The organism is Pseudomonas sp. CFSAN084952, assembly GCF_009648855.1.
Taxonomy (GTDB): domain Bacteria; phylum Pseudomonadota; class Gammaproteobacteria; order Pseudomonadales; family Pseudomonadaceae; genus Aquipseudomonas; species Aquipseudomonas paracarnis.
Window position 1 is genome coordinate 3,104,757 of the sequence record NZ_CP045767.1, and the last position, 26,986, is coordinate 3,131,742.

17 protein-coding genes are annotated in these 26,986 nt (G+C 60.4%); 12 read left to right on the top strand and 5 right to left on the bottom strand.

What is annotated here, in order from left to right; all coding sequences use genetic code 11:
- The first annotated feature begins 30 nt into the window (after positions 1 to 30).
- The 7 genes from GH769_RS13760 to GH769_RS13790 all read left to right on the top strand — a co-directional run bounded on the left by GH769_RS13760 (position 31) and on the right by GH769_RS13790 (position 12,002).
- A complete protein-coding gene (locus GH769_RS13760) occupies positions 31 to 2,853 on the top strand; it encodes an ATP-binding protein (RefSeq protein WP_020302332.1) in 2,823 nt (940 codons plus the stop codon).
- Complete coding sequence (locus tag GH769_RS13765) at positions 2,840 to 4,027, top strand: EAL domain-containing protein (protein ID WP_020302333.1); 1,188 nt, start codon at positions 2,840 to 2,842, stop codon at positions 4,025 to 4,027. Before GH769_RS13760 ends, GH769_RS13765 begins: the two co-directional genes overlap by 14 nt.
- A gap of 61 nt (positions 4,028 to 4,088) precedes the next feature.
- Positions 4,089 to 7,244 carry a hybrid sensor histidine kinase/response regulator gene (locus tag GH769_RS13770; RefSeq protein ID WP_153649784.1) on the top strand — a complete coding sequence of 1,052 codons (3,156 nt, stop codon included), beginning with the start codon at positions 4,089 to 4,091 and terminating at the stop codon, positions 7,242 to 7,244.
- 22 nt (positions 7,245 to 7,266) lie between these two features.
- The gene (locus tag GH769_RS13775; protein ID WP_020302335.1) at positions 7,267 to 7,914 is read left to right on the top strand and encodes a response regulator; all 648 of its coding nucleotides are present in this window, start codon (positions 7,267 to 7,269) and stop codon (positions 7,912 to 7,914) included.
- Between the two features lie 110 nt (positions 7,915 to 8,024).
- A complete protein-coding gene (locus GH769_RS13780; protein ID WP_020302336.1) occupies positions 8,025 to 8,612 on the top strand; it encodes a fimbrial protein in 588 nt (195 codons plus the stop codon).
- A gap of 74 nt (positions 8,613 to 8,686) precedes the next feature.
- Entirely contained in the window at positions 8,687 to 9,436 is a 750-nt protein-coding gene (locus GH769_RS13785) for a molecular chaperone (RefSeq protein WP_020302337.1), read from the top strand.
- An 85-nt stretch (positions 9,437 to 9,521) separates the two neighbouring features.
- On the top strand, positions 9,522 to 12,002 hold the full coding sequence (locus GH769_RS13790; RefSeq protein ID WP_020302338.1) for a fimbria/pilus outer membrane usher protein: 2,481 nt from the start codon (positions 9,522 to 9,524) through the stop codon (positions 12,000 to 12,002).
- 130 nt (positions 12,003 to 12,132) lie between these two features.
- Here GH769_RS13790 and GH769_RS13795 read toward each other — a convergent pair whose 3' ends face one another.
- The 3 genes from GH769_RS13795 to GH769_RS13805 form a co-directional block, all read right to left on the bottom strand.
- Positions 12,133 to 15,819 (bottom strand): translocation/assembly module TamB domain-containing protein, encoded by a 3,687-nt coding sequence (locus GH769_RS13795; protein ID WP_177484474.1) that lies wholly within the window; start codon positions 15,817 to 15,819, stop codon positions 12,133 to 12,135.
- Entirely contained in the window at positions 15,819 to 17,546 is a 1,728-nt protein-coding gene (locus GH769_RS13800; RefSeq protein ID WP_014718947.1) for an autotransporter assembly complex family protein, read from the bottom strand. Before GH769_RS13800 ends, GH769_RS13795 begins: the two co-directional genes overlap by 1 nt.
- A gap of 64 nt (positions 17,547 to 17,610) precedes the next feature.
- Positions 17,611 to 18,261 carry an N-acetyltransferase gene (locus GH769_RS13805; protein ID WP_014718948.1) on the bottom strand — a complete coding sequence of 217 codons (651 nt, stop codon included), beginning with the start codon at positions 18,259 to 18,261 and terminating at the stop codon, positions 17,611 to 17,613.
- Positions 18,262 to 18,427: 166 nt separating this feature from the next.
- Between GH769_RS13805 and xthA the strand changes: the two genes are divergently transcribed.
- Together xthA and GH769_RS13815 are read left to right on the top strand one after the other, a co-directional pair.
- Complete coding sequence (gene xthA / locus GH769_RS13810; protein WP_014718949.1) at positions 18,428 to 19,240, top strand: exodeoxyribonuclease III; 813 nt, start codon at positions 18,428 to 18,430, stop codon at positions 19,238 to 19,240.
- Between the two features lie 197 nt (positions 19,241 to 19,437).
- Positions 19,438 to 20,769 (top strand): substrate-binding domain-containing protein, encoded by a 1,332-nt coding sequence (locus GH769_RS13815; protein ID WP_019819443.1) that lies wholly within the window; start codon positions 19,438 to 19,440, stop codon positions 20,767 to 20,769.
- Positions 20,770 to 20,890: 121 nt separating this feature from the next.
- On the opposite strand, the gene GH769_RS13825 is transcribed toward GH769_RS13815, so the two are convergent.
- Positions 20,891 to 22,120: an acyl-CoA dehydrogenase gene (locus GH769_RS13825; protein WP_014718951.1), complete on the bottom strand. Its 1,230-nt coding sequence runs from the start codon at positions 22,118 to 22,120 to the stop codon at positions 20,891 to 20,893.
- A gap of 151 nt (positions 22,121 to 22,271) precedes the next feature.
- Between GH769_RS13825 and GH769_RS13830 the strand changes: the two genes are divergently transcribed.
- From GH769_RS13830 to GH769_RS13840, 3 genes are read left to right on the top strand one after another with little or no spacing between them, the layout of a single operon-like run.
- Complete coding sequence (locus GH769_RS13830; RefSeq protein ID WP_014718952.1) at positions 22,272 to 23,201, top strand: LysR family transcriptional regulator; 930 nt, start codon at positions 22,272 to 22,274, stop codon at positions 23,199 to 23,201.
- A gap of 53 nt (positions 23,202 to 23,254) precedes the next feature.
- Entirely contained in the window at positions 23,255 to 23,647 is a 393-nt protein-coding gene (locus GH769_RS13835) for a MerR family DNA-binding transcriptional regulator (RefSeq protein ID WP_003192195.1), read from the top strand.
- Between the two features lie 16 nt (positions 23,648 to 23,663).
- Entirely contained in the window at positions 23,664 to 24,566 is a 903-nt protein-coding gene (locus tag GH769_RS13840) for a hydroxymethylglutaryl-CoA lyase (RefSeq protein WP_020302343.1), read from the top strand.
- A 638-nt stretch (positions 24,567 to 25,204) separates the two neighbouring features.
- Here the strand turns inward: GH769_RS13840 and GH769_RS13845 are convergent.
- The gene (locus tag GH769_RS13845) at positions 25,205 to 26,836 is read right to left on the bottom strand and encodes an AMP-binding protein (protein ID WP_019819446.1); all 1,632 of its coding nucleotides are present in this window, start codon (positions 26,834 to 26,836) and stop codon (positions 25,205 to 25,207) included.
- Between the last annotated feature and the right edge of the window lie 150 nt (positions 26,837 to 26,986).

A 26,986-nucleotide genomic window follows, 5' to 3' on the forward strand; every position in this document is an offset into this window, starting at 1 on the left:
TCCACGCGCTGTCCCACCTAAAGTGCCGACATGCGATTGAAGACCTACCTCCATCAGATCAGCCCGATCCTGTCTACCCCGAACGCCGCCCGCCGCTTGTTGCGCATTTTTGCGCTGGTGCTGCTGGTGGGCATCATCGGTGGGGCTTACAGCTTTCTGCTGTTCACTTTCAACACCGAGATCTCCCAGCGACGCAGCTACATGAGCAGCGCCATTGCCGAAGCCCACACCTTTTTCACCACCCGCGAAGCGCTGCTGGAAAGCCTCAGCCTGTCGGCTACACGGCGCTACAAAAGCGCCGATGGCGCCGTGTCTGCAGAGGAAGTGTATTTGCTATTAGGCACACGCCCCGGCAAGCAGTGGAGTATCTGGCTGACCCAGCGCATGCGCGACTATTTGAAGGCCAGGCAACTCAACCTGATTTACGTGGCCAGCGATGCAGAAGCCAAAGTGGTACGCCTTTACAACGCCACGCCAACGATCCACGCGTTCCCAACGGATATGCTAGAACAGTTGAAGCGGCTTCAGCGCGACACTCGTCCGGCCTTGCAGGAGCTGTGGTTAACCCAGAACACCGAAGGCCATTCGCAGCTGTACATTTTCATTCGCCTGGATGAGCGCGATATGAATTCGGGTTGGCTAGGCTTGGAAATTGACGACCGAGAAGTCGCCAACACCCTGAACGATCACAGCGCCGGGGAGTTCACCATGTTCAATTCCCAGGGCATGCCCTTGTTCAGCAATAGCACCAAGCCGCAGTTCAGCCACAACCTGCCAGGCCTGCAGCAGCACGATTTCTTTGGTTTTGTCGGCGCGGGATGGCTGCCCGAACAACTCGTGTTGCGCAAACAATTGAAGTCTTCGGACTGGCAACTGGCTTACTCCATCGACCTGCGCGCGGTTCTCCTATCCCTGTGGCCGCAATTGGCCGGGACGCTGGTGTTCTGCGTGTTCGGTATCAGTCTGGTGTGGTTGCTGATACACCGCATTGAACACCGTTTCATTACACCCGCGGTGCAGCGTATCCAGGCCTTGGTGGAAAGCGAGCTGTTCAGCCGTGACGTGATCCAGACAGCGCCCGTGGCCCTGTGTGTATTACGTCGTACCGACGGCCAGGTGGTACTGGAAAACACCTTGTCCCAGCAATGGCTCGGCCAGAGTGGCGAACGCGAACAGCTGTGCCCAGGCTGGATCCACCAAGCCTTCGATGCCCACGAACCGACTTTTACCGATTACTTTGAAACCGCCGATGGCCGCCACCTTTACTTGAGCTGCGCGCCCACCCGTTACAAAGGTGAGGACGTATTGTTATGTGCCTTCAGCGACATCAGTACCCGCACCCAGATCGAAGCAGCGCTGGAACAGGCGCGCCGGCTGGCCGACAGCGCAAATGAAGCAAAAACCCTGTTTCTGGCCACCATGAGCCATGAAATCCGCACGCCGCTCTATGGCGTACTGGGCACTCTGGAACTGCTGGGCCGCACCCGTCTGGATGCACAGCAGAAAAACTATCTGAAGGCGATAGAGGGCTCGTCGTCCACTTTGTTGCAATTGATCTGTGACGTGCTGGACGTATCCAAGATTGAGGCCGGGCAACTGGCCCTGGAGCTGGGTGAGTTCTCCACCTTCGCCCTGGTGCAGGAAGTGGTCCACGGCTATGCAGCGGCGGCCCAGAGCAAAGGGTTGCTGCTCTACGCCTGCATCGACCCGCAGATGCCGGACCGGATGATTGGCGACATCAGCCGAATCCGCCAGGTGCTCAATAACCTGTTGAGCAATGCCATCAAGTTCACCGACTCCGGGCGGGTCGTGGTACGAGCCACGCTGTTAAGCCGTGATGGCGAGCGCGCCAGCGTGCAATGGCAAGTCTCGGATACCGGCAAAGGCATCGCGCGCGAAGAGCAGCCGTGCATTTTCGAGCCCTTTTACCAGACTCAGGGCAACCCCAACGTAGTGGCGGGAACCGGCCTTGGCCTGCCGATTTGCCTGCGCTTGACCCAATTGATGAATGGCAGCCTGCGTATGGTGAGTGAGCCGGGCCTGGGTAGCAGTTTTACCCTCGCCCTACCGCTGGTCGAGTGCGTCAAAGACGCGCTGCCCCCGACCATGACAAGCTTGCTCCCGGAAGTCGTTCTGGTGCTTTCACCGGTTCGCGAGTTGGCCGAAGTCATCAGCGGTTGGCTACGACGCTGGGGCGCCCACCCCTTGATCGGTCACCCATCCTCTCTGGACCTGCCCTCGGCCAGTGTACTGCTTGAGCTGCATCCGGGCCCGCTTGAACAGCGCCTGATCCCCGATTGGACCGGGCCGTTGGTGCTTGCCACCAGCGACGGGTGCAATGTACCGCAGATCATGCTCGGAGGCTGGAAGGTCAACCTCAATGACCTGCATGCCATCCATCAAGCGGTAAGCCAGGCCCAAGGTGTATGGGTTTCACTGCCACAAGCGGTGAATGAGCCACATGATCTGCGCAAGTTGAAGCTGCACATACTGGTGGCCGAAGACAACGCTATCAACCAGTTGATCCTGCGTGATCAATTGGAGGAGCTGGGCTGCACCGTGGAACTGACGTCGGATGGCGAAGAGGCGTTGTCTCGCTGGCACGAGGGAACGTTCGATATCGTCCTCAGCGACGTCAATATGCCTAAGCTCAACGGCTATGTCCTGGCCCGGGAGCTGCGGCGCCTGGGCTGCACCGTACCGATCATCGGCGCCACCGCCAATGCCATGCGTGGCGAAGCCGCCTTGTGCGTGGCGGCAGGCATGAACCATTGCCTCGTCAAACCCTTTACCCTGCGAGCCTTGTTCAATGAACTGGCTCCCTATGAACGAGCCCCCCATGAATCGCTGTAGCATTTTGATCGTCGAAGACCACCCCTTTCAACATCAGTACCTGCAGCATCTGTTCGGCGAACTGGGGGACTTCGACCTGGAGTCGGCGCGCGATGGCGAGCAAGCGCTGAGCTGTTTGCGCAGGCGCAATTTCGACTTGGTGCTCACCGACCTGCTGATGCCCGGCATGGACGGCGTGCAGTTTATCCAAGGCCTTGCCACACTGCGTGCCAAACCGGCCCTGGCGATCATGAGTGCTGCGTCCAGGCGCATGCTGATGAGCGCGAGTCTGGTAGCGAGCAACCTGCAGGTGAATGTCATCGGGTTGATTTCCAAGCCGGTGAACCTTGCGGCCCTGCGTAGCCTGACCGAGCAACTGCTGGATCTGCGTCAGGTGGTGTTGCCCGAGACTGCCCCAGGTATTGAACGCCAGGCCCTGCTCGAAGCCCTGGACAACGGCCAATTACAGGCCTGGTTTCAACCCAAGAAAGCCCTGGTCAACGCACGCATCGTCGCCGCCGAAGCCTTGATACGCTGGATCCACCCGGAGCATGGCGTATTGCTGCCGGGCTCGTTCCTGCCCGCGCTGAGAGCCTACCACCTGGAGGAGCGCTTGTTATGGCGTGTACTGGAACAGGCCATCGCTGCCCAGGCACGCTGGCGACTACAGGGTTATGACATCCCGGTGTCAATCAATTTGCCCACCCATTTGCTCAACAGTTACGACCTGGCCGATCGCATCCTCGCCTTCGTCTTGCAACATCACGGCATTCCCGGACGAATTTGCTTTGAGTTGATGGAGTGTTCGGTGCCCAAGGACATCAGCAACTTCTACGCTGGCGCATGCCGTTTGCGCATCAAGGGTTTCGGCCTGTCCCAGGATGACTTTGGCAAAGGCTACAGCTCGTACATGAACCTGGTCTCGACGCCCTTCACCGAGCTCAAGATCGACCGGGCGCTGGTGCAAGGCTGCAATGAGAACGAAGAGCTGGCGCAGGCGTTGACGAGCATTGTGGCCCTGGGGCGGCAACTGGGTTTGACCGTGGTAGCCGAAGGTGTGGAAACCGCGCAAGAACTTGCACTGTTGCGTAAGATCAACTGCACTCAGGTCCAGGGCTTCCTGATTTCCCATGCGGTGTCCTCAGACCAGTTCCAGCAACTGCTGAACCAGGACGGCCCGGCAAGCACCTATTGAGTCTTTGTTCAGAGGCCATTGTGTCCGACCATACCCCCCTTCCCGCCCGCCGGTTCGCTTAATGAACCATCCCAATGCTTTCCTGGAGAAACTGACCAGCAGTTCTCTGCGCCTGCACAAAAGCTTGATAGCGCTCGGCGCCCTGGTGCTGATGTTGCTGGTGGTCAGTTACCTGGGCGTGCAGCGCATGGTCGGCGAACAAAGTGATACCACCCGCTTTCATTTTGCCCGGCTGATGGAAAACATTGGCGAGCAGCAAGCGTTTCTTGTCAGCCTCTCACAGCAAAGTACTCAGGGCGATCTCCTGCCTGCGTCAGTCTCTGTTCCACCCGCCCTCAAAGCGTTGCCCGAGCAAGGACCAGATATCTATGAGGGGCGCGAATTCAGCTTTTCTCTGCCTTATAGCGTAAAACTCAACCCCAAACGCCTGGCTGCCAGCCAAAAGGCGAAGGTTTTTGATCTGGCAGCTCACCTGGCCGCCTATTACAGCGCCTTCTGGTCTGCCTCGCACTACCAGTCACCCCAGGTTTTACTGTTCAACGGGCCGGACAACTTCGATATTTCGGTGCCAGCCGCCGGCCATCTGCGTGGCGATGGGCAGGTGCAGGGCGGTTTTTTTGCCGACGTGGTACGCCAGGTAGAAGCGCGGCTGCATGCCGACCCTCAGCAACCGCCAGACGGCCAGGTGCACTGGAAAGCCTACAGCGACCCCACGCAAACGGCGAGCCCCCCGACATTGCTGGCTTATATCCACATCGAACTGGCTCCGGCACGCCGGCATATCCAGGGCGCAAGCCCGCACGTGCTGGTAGCGTCGCTGCTCAATCCTTCGCAGATCAATAACATTGAGCGCTTGATGCAATGGTCGATCTACGACCACTTCACACTGATCGCTCCATCCGGCGAGGTGCTGGCTGGCGTCCTGAAACCTGAACAACGGTTGCAAGAGGGCATGAACCTCACCCGTGACGGCCTGGTATTCAAATTGACCAGCCCTGGTGAACAGCACTGGACGGCGATCTACGTCATAGGGCTCAAGAGTTTCCTGGACTCAGCCTTTTGGCCACTGCTGTGCCTGCTCGCACTGGTACTCGCAGGGCTTGGGGGTGGTCGCGCCTTCAACCGCTGGTACAAAAAGCAGGTAGTGCTGCCCGCCCAACTGGCCCACGCCAGCATCGCCGAAAGCGAGGCATTCAGCCGTGCGGTGATTGATACCGCGCCTACTGGCCTTTGTGTAATACGCCGTAGCGACCATCAAGTGTTACTGGAGAACCGACGCGCGCTGGAGTGGAAAGGTACCAACCGGCTGGTCAGCACCCTGCGCCACCACTACGACCTCTGCGAAGCAGGCCAGGCCGAGCTGGATATTGATGGCCGCCATCTGCATATCACGTTTATCAACACCCGCTATCAAAGCCAGGACGCCTGGCTCTGCGCCTTCCATGACGTCACCCGGCACATCGAAGACGCCGCGGCCCTGGAAGAGGCCCGCCAGGCCGCCGACTCGGCAAACCGGGCCAAGTCGCGCTTCCTCGCCACCATGAGCCATGAAATCCGTACGCCGCTGTACGGTGTGCTGGGCACCCTCGAACTGCTTGGCCTGACCAGCCTCGCCCCACGTCAACAGGATTACCTGCAAACCGTTCAACGCTCATCCGCCACCTTGTTCCAGCTGATCAGCGATGTGCTGGACGTGTCCAAGATCGAAGCCGGGCAAATGACGCTGGAACTCCAGGACTTCTGTCCGCTGGAACTGAGCGAAGATGTGGTGCGCACCTACAGTGCGTTTGCCCGAGCCAAGGGTTTGCACCTGTATGCCAGCATCGATGTAACACTGCCGGATCGGCTGCGCGGTGATCCGCTGCGGATTCGCCAGATCCTCAACAACCTGGTGAGCAACGCGATCAAATTCACCGATAACGGCCGTGTACTGCTGCGAGTGCGGGTGTTGGAAAACGCTGATGTGCAGTGGCAGGTCAGCGATTCAGGTGTGGGAATTTCCTCGGCGCAGCAACAGCAACTGTTCGATCCGTTTTATCAGGTCAACGATGCGACCAGCCAGGCCGGTGCAGGCCTGGGCCTGGCGATCTGCAAATGGCTGTGCGAGTTAATGCATGGCCAACTGAGCGTGGTTAGCGAGCCCGGCCTGGGCAGCAGTTTCAGTCTGCAACTGGCGCTGGCGACCGTACCAGGCAACCTCGCCGATTGCCCGGTGTTCACGCCTGATGCACCGGCTGTGTATGTGCATGCGCCCATCCACGAACAGGCGCAGCATCTTATCGACTGGCTCAACCGCCTGGGCCTCGACTGCCGGGCCTTGCGGGCTGAGCCAACTGCCGCGCTGCTGGTGGACCTGTCGCCCGCAGCCCAAAGCCTACCCTGGCCCAACCAGCGAGTCATTGCCACACCGGGCGGGCCCAACCCTGCGCAGTTATCCAAGGCCGGCTGGCTCGTCGACGTCGATGACGTGCGCGCGATTGCCTGGGCGGTTTACCTGGCGCATCACGGTAGCCGCGCTGAAGGCCCGCCCGAAGTACCGGAAAAAAACCGTCGTTTGAACCTCAAGGTGCTGGTCGCCGAAGACAATGCGATCAATTTGGCAATCATCAAGGAGCAACTGCAAGCCCTGGGCTGCTCGGTGGTAGCCGCCACCAACGGCGAAGAAGCGCTGGTGCAATGGCAACCGGGCCGGTTCGACTTGGTACTCACCGACGTGAATATGCCGCTGATGAACGGCTATCAATTGGCTCAAGGCCTGCGCCAGCAGGATAAAACCCTGCCGATCATCGGCATCACCGCCAACGCCCTGCGCGAAGAAGGCGAACGCTGCGCTGCTGTGGGCATGAATGCGTGGCTGGTCAAGCCGATGAACCTGGCGACCTTGCGCGCGCAACTGGAGAAACATTGCAGGATCGCCCTGCCGGCAGTGGCCGAACCGTCCATGTTGTCGCCCGAAATGCGCGAGCTGTTTGTCACTACTGTGCGCCAGAATGTTCATGCCACACTGGCAGCGCTGGAACGTGCCAATGCCAATGAGGTGGCGCAGCAGCTGCACAGCATCGCCGGAGCCTTGGGCTCAGTGCAGCTCAAAGCGATGGCCATCGCGTTTGTCGAACTCGAATGTCGCCTGACCGGCATGGCCGTCACGCCCGCCCTCGCCCTGGAAGTGCGTCAGCACCTCGCTCGATTGAATGCCCTGCTCGACTCCCTTGAATAAATTCACTTTGGAGAATCATCCCATGGATACCCTCAATGTTGTCATTGCCGATGATCACCCCATCGTACTGGTGGGGGTGCGTGAGCTGATCGAGCGTGATACACGCTTTAAGGTGGTGGGCGATGCCGTATGTTCGAATGAACTGGTCGCGTTGCTGGTATCCAAACCGGTGGACCTGGTGATCACCGACTTCAACATGCCCGGCGATTCGCCCTATGGCGATGGCCTCAAGTTGGTTGAATACCTGACACGGCACTTTCCCAAGGTGGGGATAGTGGTGCTGACGATGATCTCCAACCCTTTGATACTGACGCGCCTGCAAGAACTCGGGGTGCTGGCGGTGATCCAGAAGCACCAATTACACGATGAAATCCAGGCCGCGCTCAAGGCTATCGCCCGGGGCAAGCCCATTCACCACAACGGGCCACAACCGACATCGGTGATGGACCATGGCGCTGACCTGGACCAACGATTCACCCGGTTGTCGCCCAAGGAGCACGAGATTCTACGTTTATTTGTCTCGGGGCAAAGTGTTAACGAGATTGCGCGCGGGCTGAACAGAAGTGCCAAGACCATCAGCACGCAAAAGGTCTCTGCAATGCGAAAACTGGAAGTAAGCAGTGATCAGGATTTACTGACTTATTGCATAGAGCGCAACGTGTTCAACTAACAAACTTACCCGCAACTACTTGAACCCTGCTATTTCTAAGGATCGTCTGATTCTCCACTAAGTGCTGACGCTTTATTGTGTTGCTTCAACCCCAATTATGGATAAGCAACATGAAAACGTTCTCTCGAGTACTTCTGGCCCTGTCGATTTTCGCCGCAGCAGGCAATGTCCTGGCAGCCGACCCTGTTCCGACCAAGGCCGGCAGCGGCACCATCAACTTCACTGGCACCATCAACAACGATGCCTGCTCCGTTGAAGGCGCCGGCGCCAACAAGACCATTTCGGTGAACATGGGTGAAGTGTCTATCAAGGACATGGGCACCGCCACCGCGCCAAAAGGTAGCGGCACGCTGAGCGCCGAGAACTTCGAGATGAAGGTCAACTGCAACGCCGGTACCAAGGTGGCCATGCTCTTCCAACCGACTTCTGGCAAAGGCAGCGGCCTAGTGACTGGCACTGGCGTGTTGAAAGTCATCGACGGCCTGGGCGCCGCCAAGAATATCGGTATTGCCTTGCTGGATGGCAATGGCGCCCTGATCGATCTGAAATCCCCAGCCACCGCGAAGATCGAAAGCAACCTGCAGGACAGCAACGCCTCGCTGAAATTCTCGGCCGCGTATGTCACCACCGCCGATCCGAAACTGGCCGTGGCCGGTCGTGGCGACGCGACCCTGCCGTTCACCCTGCAATACGAATAACCCGCACGAGCATTACGGGTCGTGCAGGGTCTGACCGGCCCCTGCACCTTCATTCATTTTGCGCGGTAGTCATCATGTTTTATCGTCAGTCATTGTCCTTCTGCGCAGGCCTGTTGGGCCTGCTGGTGGCCAGCCAGGCCACGGCCGGTATCTCGTTGAGCAGCACGCGCCTGGTGTTCGACGGCAAGCACAAGGAAGCCGGCATCACCGTGCGTAACAGCGGTGAAGACGTGCTGATCCAGTCGTGGATCGACGCCGACAGCAGCGATGCCACCTCGGTACCCTTTGCCGTCACCCCGCCCTTGGTGCGGGTGAGCAACGACGAACAGCAACTGTTGCGGGTGATCTATGAGGGCACGGGCATGCCCACCGACCGCGAGTCGGTGATGTGGCTCAACGTGCAGGAAATCCCCAAGGCGTCGAAAACCCAGAACACCTTGCAGCTCGCCGTACGCCAGCGCATCAAGGTGTTCTTCCGCCCTGCCGGGCTCAAGGCCGAGGCTTACTTGGCACCCGCCACATTGAAATGGCGTCTGGTTGAGCGTGGCGGCAAAAGTCTGCTGATGGTAAACAACCCTGGTTTGTATCACGTGTCCATTGCCGAAATCAGCCTGACCTCGGGTGCACTGCGCGAGCAACCATTTGATTCATTAATGATTGCGCCCGGCGAACAAAAAGAGTTCGCCCTGAAACACTTCACGCCGGGGCAGACCCCTAACTTGTTATTTCGCAGCATTAACGATTACGGCGCGCAAGACCGTTATAGCGCGCAACTTTCAAACTCGGCCGATGTGCAGGCCAGTGCAATTAAAGACACCCCTTAATACGCCCGGTTCTTCAGCGGCCGCACTTTCACTGTATTTATCTTCGCTCCGCTAGTTCGTATCGGAGGTGATATAGGGTTTCTGCATGTTTGTATTCAACTACCAAGGATTGGCACCGCTGTCGGTGGCCCTGATCTTCAGCAACGCCTGCCTGGCCGACGGCGAAGAACAATTCAATACCTCGTTTCTGCAGGGCGCAGCCTCTGCCGTCGACGTACAAGCACTGCTCGCCAGCAGCACTGTGCTGCCCGGCAACTACCGGGTCGACCTGTACGGCAACGACACCCTGGTGGGCCGTCGCGATATCGACTTTCTTCACAACCCGGCCACGGGCAAAACCGATGCCTGCCTGACACTTGAGATGGTGCAGCAATTGGGGGTCGACATCGCCAGGCTGCAAGCGGCCGGCAAACTGGCCGGCGATGACCCCAACGCCTGCATCAACCTGCCCGCCCTGATCGACCAGGCCAGCGTGCGCTACGACGTGCCGCGCCTGCGCTTGCTGGTCAGTGTGCCCCAAAGCGCCATGGAGCGCGGCCGGCGCGGCTATGTAGACCCGGCCTTATGGGACGATGGTGTGCCCGCCGCGTTCATCAACTACCAGTTGAGCAGCAGCCGCAACAGCAACCAAGGTGAAACCACGCTCTCCAACAACATTGGCCTGCGCAATGGTATAAACCTGGGCGGCTGGCGGCTGCGTAACGAATCGAACTTCAACAGCAGCACCGGTCGCCCCAGTACGTTCAAAAGCAACCGCAGCTACCTGCAGCATGACGTCACGGTGTTGAAGGGCCAGTTCAGTGCCGGGGACATTTTCTCCGACGCCGACCTGTTCGACAGCGTGCGCTATCGCGGCTTGAAACTGGCCTCCGACGACGGCATGCGCGCCGACAGCGAGCGCGGCTATGCGCCGATCATTCGCGGGGTTGCCCAGTCCAGCGCGACCGTGGAGATTCGCCAAAATAACTACATCCTTTACACGGCGAACGTACCGCCCGGCCCGTTCGAGATCAGCGACATTTACCCCAGTGGCTCCAACGGCGACCTGGAAGTAACGATCATCGAAGCCGATGGCCGACGCCGGGTCACGGTGCAGGCGTTTTCCAGCTTGCCGATCATGGTGCGCCAGGGTCAGCTCAAGTACAGCGTGTCTGCCGGGCAGTACAACAGCAACAGTGATGACCAGAAGTCGCCGCAGTTCGTCAGCAGCACCCTGGCCTACGGCATCAGCAGCAACTTGTCCGGGATCATCGGTGCCCAGGCCACGGAGAATTTCCAGGCGATGTCCATAGGCGCCGGGCGCAATACCGCGATTGGTGCGGTGTCCCTGGACGTGACCCATTCGGTCAGTCGCACCTTTGGCCAGGCGGTCACGGGCAACAGCGTGCGGGCCTTGTATGCCAAGACGTTTACCGGCACCGACACCAGCTTCACCCTCGCCGCTTATCGCTATTCCACCGAGGGTTACCGCACCCTCAGCGATCACGTCGAGGAACTGGGCCATGAAGGCGAGAAGCGCACCGGCAACTCGAAAACCCGTACCGATCTCACCATCAACCAGAGCCTTGGCCTCAACCAGCAATATGGCACCATTTACGTGAACGCCAGTGACCAGCGTTACTGGGGGCGTGGGGGTTCGCAAAGTCTGTCGGCGGGCTACAGCAACTACTGGGGCGAGGTGAGTTACAACCTGGGCGCAACCTACACCAAGGATGTCGGCAACTATGGGCCGGCGAACAACGACACCTTGGTCAACCTGTCGCTGTCCTTCCCCCTGGGCTCAAAACCCCGTGCACCGCGGGCGTTTGTCTCCGCCAGCACGCAGAAGGCCAGTAACACCACCCAAGTGGGCATCAACGGCTACCTGTCCGAAGACAGCGACACCTATTACTCGGTGCAAGGCGGTAACAGCAGCACCGGCGGCAGCACCGGCTCGGCCAACCTCAGCACCCGCACTTCGGTGATGGATATCAGTGCCGGTTACAGCCAGGGCCGCGGCTATAACTCGCAGAACCTTAACCTCGCCGGTTCCGTGGTGGGCCACGCAGGCGGGATCAACCTGGGGCAAACCGTGGGCGAGACCTTTGCGCTGGCGCAGGTGGAAGGCGTGGAAGGGGCGAAAATCGGCAGTTTTTCCGGCGCCAAGACCGGCAGCAACGGCTTTGCCGTGGTGCCTAACGCGCAGCCTTATCGCGTTAACTGGATCAGCCTGGACACCCGTGACCTGGGCACCGATATCGAGATCGATAACGCCACCCAGCAAGTGGTGCCGCGACGTGGTGCAGTGGTGCTGGCGCGCTATGCCAGCAAGACTGGCCGACGTGTGCAGTTTGCCTTGTTCGATGCCCAGCACCAGCCGATTCCGTTTGGCGCGGCGCTGGAAGACAGCGCGGGCAAGCAGATCGAAATTGCCGACCCTGGCGGCAAGGCCCTGGCGTTGGTTGAGGCCGACACGGGCACCCTGGTGATCAGTTGGCAAGGGCAGCGGTGCGAGGCGGCTTATGCATTGCCGCAGCGTAATAAGGCGTTGAACTACGAACGGGTTGAGCTGACTTGCCGTCCTTAGTTCGCCGACCTTGTAGGAGCGAGCTTGCTCGCGAAAAACTCAAGGGCGCCGCGTGCATTCAGGATGCACGGGTTATCGTTGACGTCTTTCGCGAGCAAGCTCGCTCCTACATTTTTTGACCGGGCAAGGCTTAGAAATCGCGCTTGTAGAAGATATCCAGAGAACTGGCCACACCCGTCGCCACCTCCAGGTACACCTTCTTGCTCAGCAGGTAGCGCAAGGCAATGGTGTTAGCCGGCTCGAACACCCCTACCCCATAACGCAGGCTGAGCTTCTCGTTGATCTTGCCGCTGGCCACCACTGCGGTGCTGTTACCCGTACCCTGGGTGTCCAGATCAAAATCCTGAATCCCCAGTTTGTTGGCAATATCCGAGGTCACCCCCGCGCTGCCCATCAAACCCAGGCCCAGGGCGGCTTCGGCGAGCATGTTGTTGTCTTCGCCGGTGTTGGTGCGTGAACGGCCCAGCACCAGGTATGACAACGCATCTTCCTGGGCCATGGCCGGCTCGGAAAAGATCTGCGTGGTGGGCTGTTCGGCGCTGCCGCTCAGGCGAATCCCAGCGGTCACGGTGCGCGACGATTCGACCACCACGCGCACAGCTTCGATATCCAGGAACGGTTGGTCCAGCGGCCCGGCAAACAACAGCCGTGCACGGCGCACGTTGAGGCGTTGGCCGTAGGCGCGGTAGCGGCCGTCGTTGAGCCACAGCTCGCCGCGGGTGTCCATGTTGTCGCCGATATGCACATGGCCCTGGACCTTGGCGGTGAGGCCGAAGCCGGCGAAGTTGAGCTGGTCCTCGCCCACCTCCACGTCGATATCCATGGCCATGGCCATCGGCGCTTTGCCCTCTTCGGTCTGGCTGCCGATGATCACGGTGTCGTCGGACACCTTGACCGTCGAAGGCGGCAGTTCGCGTACGGTGATGTCGCCACGGGGGATGTGGACTTTACCGGCAATCGCCAGCTTGTCGTCCTTGAGGCTGATCTTCAGGTCGGGGGCCACTTCCAGCTTGGCGTAGGGCTCCACGGCGACCGGCAGTTGCGAGCCTTTGAGGCTGAGGTCAACCACCAGGGCACGGCCCCAGTCGATCTGCCCCGTGAGGCTGCCCTGCCCGGCTTTGCCGCTGTGCCAGCCGCCGTTGAGCTGCACGCTTTCGCCGGCGATTTGCGCCTGCAGGTTCAGGCCCTCGAGGCTGATGGGCAGTTCCGGCCCGGAGACTTCGCCGTCCACAAGGTTCAGGTTGCCGTTGACCAGGGGCGCGAGCAAGCCGCCGGAGATACGGCCATTGCCGTTGAGTTTGCCGTTGAGCGTTTCCACCATCGGCACAAAGGGCCGCGCGACGGCGAGGTCCAGGCCGGTGAGGCTGAACGTGCCAGTGATCGGCTTGTTGTTCGGCAACGGGTTGATCTGCGCCTGCAACAACAGCTCGCCGAGCTTGCCGCCACGGAAATTCAGCTGGGTGTCGATGCGCTTGGGGTTGAGAGTGGTTTCCAGTTTCAGGGTGTCGTAGGGGAAATCCAGCCACTGGCCCTTGTCGCGCACGCGCAGGGTGCCGCCACTGGCGTCCACCGCGACCACACCTTTTGGGCCGCTCTGGGGCAGGTCCAATTGCACATCGGCGTTGAGCCTGCCCTGCCAGGCGAAGTCTTTGGGCAAGAACCCCGCGAGGCTGTCGAGGGGGAATTGCTTGAGGTGGTAACGCAACTTCGGCTCGGGCATCAGGCGCTGGTCTTCGCCACACAGGCTGGCGCCGCCGGAGACCCAGCAGTGCGCGCCAAAGGTCAGCTTGCCATCGGCCAGGCGCTCGATTTTTGCCGGGGCTTGCAGCCGCCAGTCCTGGCCACCGGCTTGCACGTCGCCGCTGGCCAGGCGCCCGCGCCAGTTGTCTTTGTCGAGGTTGCCATCCAATGCCAGGGCCAGCTTGACCAGCGGGCCAGTCAGGGCCAGTTGGACCTTCTGGCTCTTGATATCGCCCTGGGCGCTGGCGGTGAGGTTGCCAACTTGCGTCTCGCCGCTTTGAATGCCGCTGGCCTTGAGGTCGAGCTTGGCGCGTTGGGCGCTATCGAGGTTGGCGTCCAGGTTGAGGGTTTGCAGGCGGTTGTCGGCAAAGGCCAGTTGCTGGCCCTTGAGGTCGAGCTTGCCTTGAGGGGCTTTCAAGGTGCCGGCCACCTCGACACGCCCGTTGACTTGCCCGCGCAGTTGCGGCCACAGCTGGGCCAGGCGCGCCAGCTTGATGTCGATCTGCCCGGCCAGACGCTGTTGCAGGCTGCCGCTGCCGTTGATGCGGTTGTCGCCCAGGCGGATGTCCAGGTTGGCGAGGGTCCATTGTTCGCCGGCACCTTCGGCCTTGGCCGCCAACACAGCGGTTTGCCCGCGCAGGCGCCCCTTGAGGTCCAGGTCTGCGTTGAGCTTGAGCTGTTCGTTCTTGAACTCGCCTTTGCTGCGCAGCGGTCCGGCCAGGGTGCCGGGCAGCTCTGCGACCCAGTAGGCGGGGTTCAGCGCCGACAGATCCAAGGCGGTGTCCCAGGCAATGCCGTCGGCAAATTGCAGGTTCAGGTGGCCTTCGGCCTTGCCTTGGCCGGCACTCAGTTTCAGCTCAGGCAGGAAGACCTGCTTGAGGTCGCCACTGAAGGGCGTGACCACATTGAACTTGCCCGCCGGGCCGTCGAGGTCAGCCTTGAGATTGCCCAGGTAGTTGCCGTCTTTATAGGAGATTTCACCGTTGAAGGTGCGCAAGGCCACTTGCGGTTCGTCGATGACCGGATAGAGGCGGTGCCAGGGAAAATCCAGCCAGTCGATCTTGGCGTCCGCGCTGAAGCCTTGCTGCCAGTCCAGGTTGGCACTGAGCTTGAGGCTTTGCTTGTCGCCGGCCGTCAGGTCCAGACCGGCGATCTGCGCGCCCTTGACGTCAACCTTGCCCTTGAGCAGTAAATCCACCGGGCCTTTTTCGGCCGGTAGCACGGCCTTGCCCAGCAACTGGTAGCCATTGCTCAGGTCACCTTTGGCGCTCAGGTCCAGTTGGTTGAGTTGCAGGGTATCGGGCAGGTCTGCGCTGGGTTTGAATGATTCGGAGGTGATGTGCACCTGCGCCGGCAGGTTTTCCACCAGGGGTTGCAGCTCGCCAGTGAGCTTGGCGGGCAGGTAGCCGCTGCTGTCGGCGTCGAGCTTGAGGGTCTTGAGCAGGTCGCCATCGATCTTGAGCGCAACGCTCCAGGGAACACCGCCTGGTGCGTAGGGCAGGCTGAGGTTGCCGGTGGCGTTCAGCGGCCAGTCGCCGGTGGGTTGCAGCAGGCCGGCGAGGTCCAGCACCAGGTCGTCGCGCTGTAAATGTACCGAGTCGATCTGCATACCGGCGCCAGTCCAATGCGCCGCCAGTTGCAGGCCCTTGAGTTCTTCGCTGCCGTTGAACAGCAGGCGACCGATGCGCACATCGCCCAACTGGATCGCAACCGGCAGCTTGAGCTCAGGCAATTGGATCGGCCCGCTGCTGCTTTCGTCGGTACTGGGCGCAAATTCCAGGCTGACCTGCTCCACATCCAATTGGTCGATGCAAAGGGTCATGCGAAGCAGGCAGCCGGGCGACCAGTCAAACTTTGGCGCATTCAACTCGACGCGGCTGCCATCCTGCTGCCACAGCAGATGGTCGGCGCTCCACTGCCCGCCCAGGCGGCCATGAAAATTCTCCACGCTCAAGCCCGGCACCTGGCCCAGCACCCAGCGGCTGCCCGCCTGAGTGCCGAGCACCGTCCATAGCGTCAACAGCAACAGCACGAGGATGGCGACCAGCGCCAGCCCCGCTATTTTCAAACCACGCATCACAGCTCAGGCCCCATGGAAAAGTGCAAGCGAACGCCGCCCGGATCTTCGAGGGCATGGGCCAGGTCGAGGCGAATCGGCCCCACCGGGGAGACCCAGCGCACGCCGACGCCCACGCCGGTTTTCAGGCTCGGCAGGTCGAGGTTGTTGAACGAGTTGCCTTGGTCGATAAAAGTCGCGATACGCCATTTGTCGGTGATGGAGTATTGATACTCGGCACTCAGGGCCACCATGTAGCGACCACCGATGCGATCGCCGCGATCGTTCTCTGGCGACAGGGTCTGGTACTCGTAACCGCGCACGCTCTGGTCACCACCGGCAAAGAAGCGCAACGACGGCGGCACGGATTTGTAGCCGTTGGTGGCACTGCCGCCAAATTGCGCACGGCCCAGGAAGCGGTGGTTGTCCCACAAGGTGGTCAGGCCTTTGACGGTGGCCGTGCCGTAAAGCAGGTTGGTGTCAGACCCCAGCCCCTCTTTGGCGACCTTGGTGTCGAACATCAGGCGGTAACCATGGTGCGGGTCGATGCGGTTGTCACTGCGCAGGTAGGAATAACTCACGCCCGGCATCAGCAGGTTACTCAGGCCCGAGTCATTGCCCAGGCGGTATTCCTCGCGTTGGTACTTGAGGGAGATCACACGCGTCCAGCCACTGGGCAACTTGCTGTGCCATTCGGGGCCGATGGTGAGCAGCTTGCTCAAGGTGTCGGTGTTGGCGATCTCTTCGTTCTGATAGCCGCCGGCAAAGCGCAGTTTGTCGGTGAGCGGCGGGTCGAGCGGGATGTCGTACCACAGCCCGACGTTCTGCCGCGGCGCCGACAGTTCGGCTTCCCAGCCATAACTGTGGCCCTGGGGGTTGACCCAATGGCGCGTCCAGTTGGCTTTGCCCCGTGGGCCGACGTCGGTGGAGTAACCCAGGCCCAGGCCCATGGTGCGCGGCTTGCGGGTGTCCAGTTGCACCGCCACCGGGATCACGTCATCGGTGGCGGCGGTGGGGCTGGCGTCGACGCGCACGCCTTCAAAGAAGCCGCTGGCTTGCAGGTTCTGATTGAGTTCGGCGACCAGTTCGGAGTCATAGGGCGTGCCGGGTTTGAACGGCACCATGCGCTGCAACAGCTCTTCATCAAAGGGCGTGTCGCCCGTAAAGCTGACCTTGCCCATGCTGTAGCGCGGGCCGCTGTCGTAAATGAGTTCGATGTCGGCCACGCCCGCTTGAGGGTCTACGGCAAGTTTCTGGCTGGTGAAGCGCCCGCTGAAAAAACCGTAGCGCGAGGCCTGGTTCTGGATCAGGCGCTTGGCGTCTTCGTAATGGCCGTGGTTGAGCACGGCGCCGGATTTGAGGTCGTCGCTGGCGGGCACGCGAAAGGCCTTGAGGCTCGCAGCCGGGCCATCGACCCGCAGAGTCACGTTGCGCAAATGCACCGGTTCGCCGGGGTCGATGGTGAGGGTCAGGCGCGGGTTCTTGCCGCCCTTCACCTCGCTGGCAATCTGTGGCTGATAGTAGCCCAAGGCCTGCGCGGCTTTGCGCGCCTGCTCCTCGGCGCCACGGCTGAACCGCAGCAAGGCTTCTTCATCACGATCGCCCACACCGCCGATATAGCCTTCGATGTTGGCTTTCAGCGCGTCGTTTGAGGGTTTGATCCGCACGTCCAGTTCGCTTTGCGCCAATGCGCCGCAGCTTGTGAACAGCAGAATCAAGCCGCTGGTAAATCTTCCTGGAAACTTCATAGGCGCGGATGCTACACGAGCGAGGGAGGAACTTTGAACCAGGATTAGTCTGAATAATTCTGTTCTAAGCCGTTGCAGGATGTAACGCCTGGGGATTGGGATGGTAAAACACATGCTCGCGCACCGGCCCTACGGCGACTTCGCCGATTTCCTCATAGCCCTGGCGCTTGTAGAAATCTAGGTAACGGGAGTTGCCGGTGTCGAGCACCACGCCGGATGAATGCGGGTCGTCGGCACACCAATTGTGTACCGCTTCCAGCAACTGCTCACCGTGGTGCTTGCCCTGAAACTGCGGGTGAATGCCCAGCAACGGCAGCACATGCACAGACTCGTTGGGCAGGCACGCCATGACGGCATGATGGTATTCCAGGTAACGCCGCGTACCGCGCACGCCCGTGCTCAGCCACATGCGGATTTGCCAGGCCCAGCTTTCGGTGATGCCCAGGCGCCGTTGCGGCGGTGCAATCAGGGCGATGCCGATCAGCCGGTCGTTGACGAACAGGCCGATGGCCGGAAGTTTCTGGAAGAAATGCTGCTTGACCAGTTCGCGCACGGTGGCACGTACTCGCTGCTCATAGCCCGGCCGCTCGGCTTCGAAGATGTAGGCGAAGGTCGGCTCATGGCGATACGCCTGGTACAGCAGGGATCGCGCTTCACGGGAGTAGCCGCTATTGAGCAGGCGGATTTCGGCAGTGGCCGTCGAAGTGTCTGGCATAACAATCAATCTCCCTGGGCGCCACTCAAACATGGCGTTCTTATGGGTACGAACCTGCACAGCTCCAGTCGTTCCCACCTTAGCAGCGCATTCACCCTACCGCCACGCTGGCCCCCGTCCGACTTGTCGGCTAGCATCGCCCTTTTGCCAGACTGGACTGCCGACCATGAAAATCGTCTCCTTCAATATCAACGGGCTGCGTGCTCGCCCTCATCAGTTGGCGGCGCTGATTGAAAAGCATCAACCGGACGTGATCGGTTTGCAGGAAACCAAGGTCCACGATGATCAGTTCCCGTTGGCCGAAGTGCAGGCCCTGGGTTATCACGTGTACTACCACGGGCAGAAAGGCCACTACGGCGTGGCCCTGCTCTCGCGCAAAGAAGCGTTGAGCGTGCACAAAGGCTTTGCCAGCGATGAAGAAGACGCCCAGCGTCGGTTTATCTGGGGCACCTTCGCCGACGAAAACGGCCACCCAGTGACCATCATGAACGGCTACTTCCCCCAGGGCGAAAGCCGCGACCACCCAACCAAGTTCCCGGCCAAACAGCGCTTCTATGCAGACTTGCAGCACTTGCTGGAAACCCAGTTCAGCAATGACCAGGCACTGGTGGTGATGGGCGACGTGAACATTTCCCCAGAGGACTGCGACATCGGCATTGGCGCCGACAACGCCAAGCGCTGGCTGAAAACCGGCAAGTGCAGCTTCCTGCCGGAAGAACGCGAGTGGATGGCACGCTTGAAGAACTGGGGCCTGGTCGACAGCTTCCGCCACCTCAACCCGGACGTGACCGACCGTTTCAGTTGGTTCGATTACCGCAGCCGTGGCTTTGAGGACGAGCCCAAGCGCGGGCTGCGCATCGACGTGATCTTGGCGTCCACCGGGTTGGTGCCACGGGTCAAGGACGCCGGGGTGGATTATGATTTGCGTGGGCTGGAGAAACCGTCGGACCATGCGCCGATCTGGTTGGAACTGAGCTGACAGTTGGCTTGGTGAAGATCTGAATGTGGGAGCGGGCTTGCCCGCGAAGGCGGTGTGTCAGTCACCGCACCTGCTGCTGCACTCACGCTTTCGCAGGCAAGCCAGCTCCCACAGTTGATTTGTGTTGTGTCGGTCATATGACTGCAATCCAACTGACTTAATCTCCCGGCACTCCCTTGGCTTGAGAAGGTGCCGGCATGATGCTGCGCGTTCTGTTCCTGTGTTTTGCAATCGCACTCCCCGCCGTGGCGGCCCCTCTGTCCATTCCCGACCAAGGCCCGGCCCTGCGCATCCAGGGCTCCAACACCATCGGCGCGGCACTCGGCCCGGCGCTGGTCAAAGGCTTGATGGAGTATCAGGGCTTGCAGGATGTGCGTGCTGAACCGGGTGCCGGGGTGAATGAGCAGCGCGTGGTCGGCAAGACACGCCAAGGCCAGACGGTCACGATCGAGGTCGCGGCCCACGGTTCCAGCACCGGCTTTGCGGCGCTGAAAAACAACCGCGCCGACCTCGCCGCAGCGTCCCGCCCGATCAAAGACAGCGAGCTGGTGGACCTCGATCCCCTGGGGGACTTGAAAAGCCCAGGCGCCGAGCATGTGATCGCCATCGATGGCCTGGCAATCATCGTCAACCCGCGCAACCCGCTCAATAGCCTCAACACCGAGCAACTGGCGCAGATCTTCAACGGCGAGGTCAGCACCTGGGAGGCGCTGGGAGGTACAGGCGGGCCCATTCATTTATATGCCCGGGATGATCAATCCGGCACCTTCGACACCTTCCGCGAACTGGTGCTGAGCCGCCGCGGCCAACCGCTTGCACCCTCGGCCAAGCGCTTTGAATCCAGCGAACAGCTGTCCGATGCGGTGAGCCAGGACCCCCAGGGCATCGGTTTTATCGGCCTGCCCTCTGTGCGCCAGGCCAAGGCGGTGGCGATTGTCGACGGCGACTCGCAACCGATGTTGCCGCTGACCAGCCTGATCGCCACCGAGGATTACCCGCTGTCACGTCGGCTGTTCTTCTACTTGCCGCCCTCTTCCCGCAACCCATGGGCCAAGGCGTTGGTGGAGTTTTCCCAAGGCAGCAAGGGCCAGGCGATTGTGGCTGCCAATGGCTTCATCGCCCAGCAGGTGCAAGCGATCGGTGTCGCGCCGCGCCCGCCGATGCCCGACGATTACCAGGCCATCGCCCGAGACGCTCAGCGCCTGACGGTGAATTTTCGCTTCGACGAGGGCAGCGCCAGCCTCGACAATAAAGCGCGCCAGGATGTGCAGCGGGTGGTCGCCTATATCAGAAGCCACGGCAAGCTGAATAAACAGGTGACGCTGGTGGGGTTTGGCGATACCAAGAATGATCCGCAACGTGCGGCGCTGCTATCGAAGTTGCGGGCGATGGCAGTACGCCGGGAGCTGGTCAAGAGCGGCGTGGTGCTCAAGGATATTCGCGGGTTTGGCGCACAGATGCCGGTGGCGGCCAATACTGCGGATGAAGGCCGGATCAAGAATCGGCGGGTGGAGGTTTGGGTGTACTGAGGATCGTTCCCACGCTCCGCGTGGGAATGCCGCTCTGGACGCTCCGCGTCCGCTCTTGAAAGGGTGACGCAGAGCGTCACGGGAGGCGTTCCCACGCAGAGCGTGGGAACGATCATCGGTGTTACTGCCCGCCGCGCATCAATTCCCGCGGCACATATTTGCCAATCTCGAACTTGCCAATCGCCGCACGGTGCACTTCGTCCGGGCCGTCGGCCAGGCGCAGGGTGCGTTGCATGGCGTACATATAGGCCAGCGGAAAATCATTGGACACCCCGGCGCCGCCGTGCATCTGGATCGCGCGGTCGATGACCTTCAAGGCCACATTCGGCGCCACCACCTTGATCTGGGCGATTTCGCTTTTCGCCACTTTGTTACCCACGGTGTCCATCATGTACGCCGCTTTCAAGGTCAACAGGCGCGCCATGTCAATTTCCATGCGTGAGTCGGCGATCTTGTCGATATTGCCGCCCAATCGCGCCAAGGGCTTGCCGAATGCGGTGCGGCTGACCGAGCGTTTGCACATCAATTCCAATGCCCGTTCGGCCATGCCGACCGAACGCATGCAGTGGTGGATACGGCCAGGGCCAAGGCGGCCCTGGGCGATCTCGAAGCCACGGCCTTCGCCCAGCAACACGTTTTCATAAGGCACGCGCACATTGTCGAACAGCACTTCGGCATGGCCGTGGGGCGCATCGTCGTAACCGAATACCGGCAGCGGCCGCAGGATTTTCACACCTGGGGTATCGACCGGCACCAGGATCATCGAGTGCTGCTGGTGACGCGGTGCATCGGGGTTGCTCAGGCCCATGAAGATCAGGATCTTGCAGCGCGGGTCGCAGGCGCCGGAGGTCCACCACTTCTTGCCGTTGATCACCCACTCGTCGCCCTGGCGTTCGGCGCGGGCGGCCATGTTGGTGGCGTCCGAGGACGCCACGTCCGGTTCGGTCATGGCAAAAGCCGAGCGAATCTCGCCGCGCAGCAAGGGTTCGAGCCAACGCTGCTTCTGTTCTTCGTTGGCGTAGCGCACCAGCACTTCCATATTGCCGGTGTCGGGAGCGGAGCAGTTGAATGGCTCCGGGCCCAGCAACGAGCGGCCCATGATTTCCGCCAAGGGTGCGTATTCCAGGTTGCTCAGGCCGGCGCCCAGTTCGGATTCCGGCAGGAACAGGTTCCACAAGCCCTCGGCCTTCGCCTTGGCCTTGAGCTCTTCCATGATTGCCGTGGGCTGCCAGCGATCACCTTCGCTGACTTGGCGTTCGAACACCGGTTCGGCTGGGTAGACATAAGCGTCCATGAACGCAGTGACGCGTTCACGCAGTTCCTGAACCTTGGGCGAATAGGCGAAATCCATGAGCAGCTCCCTTCTCTGAGAGGTTGTTTAGGTCATGCATTCGATGCTAGAACAGCGCTCATAATTTACCTAGCCTATTCTCGCCGTGTATTAACATTCATCACCGATATATGATCGGCGTATGAGCACCTCACAATAAGAGCGCAACGAAATGAATCTGAGCAAGGTCGATCTCAACCTCTTCATCGTCTTTGATGCGATCTACACCGAAGCCAACCTGACCCGCGCCGGGCAGATCGTCGGTATCACCCAGCCGGCGGTGTCCAACGCCCTGGCACGGTTGCGCGAGACCTTCAACGACCCGCTGTTCGTGCGCACCGCCCAAGGCATGGTGCCCACGCCCATGGCGCAGAATATTATCGGCCCGGTGCGCAATGCGTTGTCGTTGTTGCGCGTGTCGGTGCAGGAAAGCCGCATCTTCAACCCGCAGCAGGCGGCCAAGACCTACCGCATCAGCATGACCGACCTGACCGAGGCCGTGATCCTGCCGCTGCTGTTCCAGCGCCTGCGTCGCCTGGCGCCGACCGTGGTGATCGAGAGTTTCCTGTCCAAACGCCGCGAAACCACCAAGGAACTGGCCGCCGGGCGCCTGGATTTTGCCGTGGATGCGCCGCTCAATACCGACCCGCAGGTGCGTCACGTCAAGCTGATGGAAGACCGCTACGTGTGTGCCATGCGCAAGGGCCACCCGATGGCGGGCAAGGATAAATTCACGCTGGATGATTACCTGTCGCTGACCCATATCCATATTTCCAGCCGCCGCAACGGTTTGGGCTATGTGGACCTGGCCTTGGGCAAGATGGGCATTCAGCGCAAGATCGCCCTGCGTTCCCAGCATTACCTGATGGCCTCCCAGGTGCTGCAACAGACCGACATGGTGATGACCGTGCCCGAGCGTTTCGCTCGCCGTCATGAACTGCACTGGTTCCATTTGCCGGTCAACAACGTGCCGCCGGTGGAAACCCATTTGTACTGGCACGAAAGCACCGACCAGGACCCGGCGAACCGCTGGATGCGTGAACAGATGATCGAGTTGTGCCAGCAGGTGACGGCCCAGGAAAAGAAAGCCCAGCAGCCTTGACGTTTACGTCAACCTGCAATTAGCTTAGCGCCAAGACTTCCTTGAGCACCGCCATGAGCACCACCTACAGCATCTCCGACCTCGCCCGCGAGCTTGACATCACCACCCGCGCCATTCGTTTCTATGAAGAACAAGGCCTGCTGGCCCCCGAACGTCGGGGTCAGGAGCGCATTTACTCGGCGCGGGACAAGGTCAGCCTCAAGCTGATCCTGCGTGGCAAGCGCATCGGCTTCTCCTTGGCCGAATGCCGCGAACTGATCGAACTCTACGACCCCACCGGCGGCAACCAGATCCAACTCAACAGCATGCTGGCCAAGATCGCCGAACGCCGTGAACAGCTGGAACAACAACTGCTGGATATCGAACAGATGAAGCTGGAACTGGACACCGCTGAAGAGCGTTGCACCCAGGCCCTGGCGCAGACCATCAGCCAAGCCGGCCATTGACCAGAAGGTAACTGCCATGTCCCTCCCCTCCCACGTACGCCTGGTTGAAGTCGGCCCGCGCGACGGTTTGCAGAACGAAGCCCAGCCCATCAGCGTGGCGGATAAAGTCAGATTGGTAGACGCGTTGAGCGCCGCTGGCTTGAGCTATATCGAAGTCGGTAGTTTTGTCTCGCCCAAATGGGTGCCGCAAATGGCAGGTTCAGCCGAAGTGTTTGCGCAGATCCAGCGCAAGCCCGGCGTGACCTATGGCGCACTGGCACCGAACCTGCGCGGGTTCGAGGATGCGCTGGCGGCCGGGGTCAAGGAAGTCGCGGTGTTTGCGGCGGCGTCCGAGGCGTTCTCCCAGCGCAATATCAATTGTTCCATCAGCGAAAGCCTGGAGCGCTTCGCACCGATCATGGCCGCCGCCAAGCAGCACGGCGTCAGCGTGCGCGGTTATGTGTCCTGTGTGCTGGGTTGCCCCTATGAAGGCGAGATCGCCCCGGAGCAAGTGGCGGCCGTCGCCCGCGAGCTGTATGCCATGGGCTGCTATGAAGTGTCCCTGGGCGACACCATCGGTACCGGCACGGCGGGCGCTACCCGGCGCCTGTTCGAAGTGGTCGGCGCCAAAGTGCCACGGGACAAGCTGGCCGGGCATTTCCATGACACCTACGGGCAGGCCATCGCTAACATCTACGCCAGCCTGCTGGAAGGCATCACGGTGTTCGACAGCTCAATCGCAGGCCTGGGCGGCTGCCCTTACGCCAAAGGCGCCAGCGGTAACGTCGCCACCGAGGACGTGCTGTACCTGCTCAACGGCCTGGGCATCGACACGGGCATCGACCTGGAACGCTTGATTGGCGCCGGCCAGCAGATCAGCCAGGTGCTGGGACGGCCTACGGGTTCCCGCGTGGCGAAGGTGCGTAACGCAGGTGAGTAGCACAGCTGTGAGAATGTGTTACCGCTTCCCGGCATAACGGGTAACGCGGGAACAAAATCCGCCGTGCAAACTGAAAGAAAATACTGACAAAAAACCAACTCGTTGATTTTAAAGGCTTTTAAAAAGTTGGCACGCCTTCTGCTATCTCTATGGCATAACAAGAATAAAAAGCGCCAAACCTAATAAAAATAAGACGAAACGACTCTGACATAACAAAAACAACACGGCAGAGACGCAGCTAACAGATTTTTTTGGAGAAGATGTGCTTCCCAGGGTACGGCATGCCGCAACCCGCAACCGGATAGAGAAAAATAAAACTACCTCAGGTAGCTACCCACTGGTTGGATCGTTTACGAAGAAGCAGGTCAGCGTTCAAAAAAATACGTTTGCTCTTGACCCCGGATGGGGGTCGCCAAAAAAAGCGGTACGGGCCACGGCTACCAAAAACAACAACAGGCCGCCCCTCAATAATAAGAAAAGAGCACGCAACGACAAATTAAAGGGGACCTTCGGGTTCCCTTTGTGCTTTCTGGGTTTCACTATTTGGGTGGCACAGCAGGTTCGCGGGGTATCAGGTAGATGTGGGCCGGCAGTCAGGCCGCCATCGCAGGCAAGCCAGCTCCCAGGGCTTGACGTTGTCAGCGCGCTTGCAGCTCCTGGATGGAAATCTCGCGCATCCGAAATTTCTGAATCTTGCCCGTCACCGTCATCGGAAACTCATCCACGATCTTGAAATACCTGGGCGTCTTGAAATGGGCGATGCGGTCCTTGCACCAGCTCAACAACTCCAACTCATTGGCCACCTGACCGGGATGGAACTTGATCCAGGCAACAATCTCTTCGCCATAACGCTCATCCGGGATGCCAACGATCTGCACGTCCGCCACCGCCGGGTGAGTAAAGAAAAACTCTTCCAGCTCCCGCGGGTAAACGTTCTCCCCCCCACGAATGATCATGTCCTTGTTACGCCCGGCAATGCACACGTAACCCTCCTCATCCATGGTCGCCAGGTCACCGGTATGCATCCAGCCGGCATCGTCGATGGCCTCACGGGTGCCTTCAGGGTTGTTCCAGTAACCCAGCATCACGCTGTAGCCCCGGGTGCACAGTTCACCGATCACGCCACGGGCCACGGTGTTACCGGCCTCGTCGACAATCTTGGTTTCCAGTTGCGGTTGGGTGCGGCCCACCGTGGTGACACGCCGTTCGATATCGTCATCTGCGCCGGTCTGCAGCGACACCGGGCTGGTTTCAGTCATGCCATAGGCAATCTGCACCTCTGCCATGTGCAGCTCATGAATGACCCGACGCATCACCTCGATCGGGCATGTCGCCCCGGCCATGATCCCGGTGCGCAGGCTGGACACCTCGAACTCGGCCCGGCGTGGGTGATCGAGCAGCGCAATAAACATGGTCGGCACGCCATATAAGCCGGTGGCTTGTTCTTCGGCGACGGCGCTCAGCGTCAGCAACGGGTCGAAGCCGTCATTGGGGTAGATCATGGTGGTGCCGTGAGTGATACAACCGAGGTTGCCCATGACCATGCCGAAGCAGTGGTACAGCGGCACTGGGATCACCAGGCGGTCCCCTGCCGTCAGGCCCAGGCTTTCACCGACCATGTAACCGTTATTGAGGATGTTGTGGTGACTGAGGGTGGCGCCCTTGGGGAAGCCGGTGGTGCCGGAGGTGTACTGGATATTCACAGGTTGATCGAAATGCAGGCTGGCCTGACGGCTTTGCAGTTGCTCGGGCGGCACGCCTGCGCCAAGGGCCGCCAACTGCGACCAGGGCATGAATTCAGGCGGCGGGCTGGGGTCCAGGCTGAGAAGGCCGCGCAGCTCGGGCTTCAGCGCCTGGAGCATGGCGTGGTAATCGGAGCTTTTGAACGAGCCGGCGCACACCAGCCATTGACAGCCGGATTGTTTGAGCACGTAGTCCAATTCGCTGCTGCGATAGGCCGGGTTGATATTGACCAGGATCACCCCGAGCTTGGCGCTTGCCACTTGGCAGATCAGCCACTCGGCACAGTTAGGCGCCCAGATACCCAGGCGGTCACCGGTTTGCATACCCAGGGCGAGGAACGCGCGGGCGTGCAGCTCGACCGTCTCGGCCAACTGCCGCCAGGTGTAGCGCCGCTGCTGGTGGCGCACCACCAAGGCTTCGCCATCTGGATACTGCGCAACGGTGTGATCGAATGCCTGGCCAATGGTCATGGCCAGCAAGGTCTTGTCCTGGGAGCCACGGCTGTAGCTCGGGTGCAGTTGATCCATAACGACCCCTGTTATCTTTTTTGTAGGTTGACGTATACGTAAACTACGATTGACAGCGCCGTAACGCAAGCTTACGTTAACGTAAAGGTGAGCGCCCTCCTCCCGCGCCCCGCCCACACAACAACAAAGCTCACATTAAGGTGCCTGTCC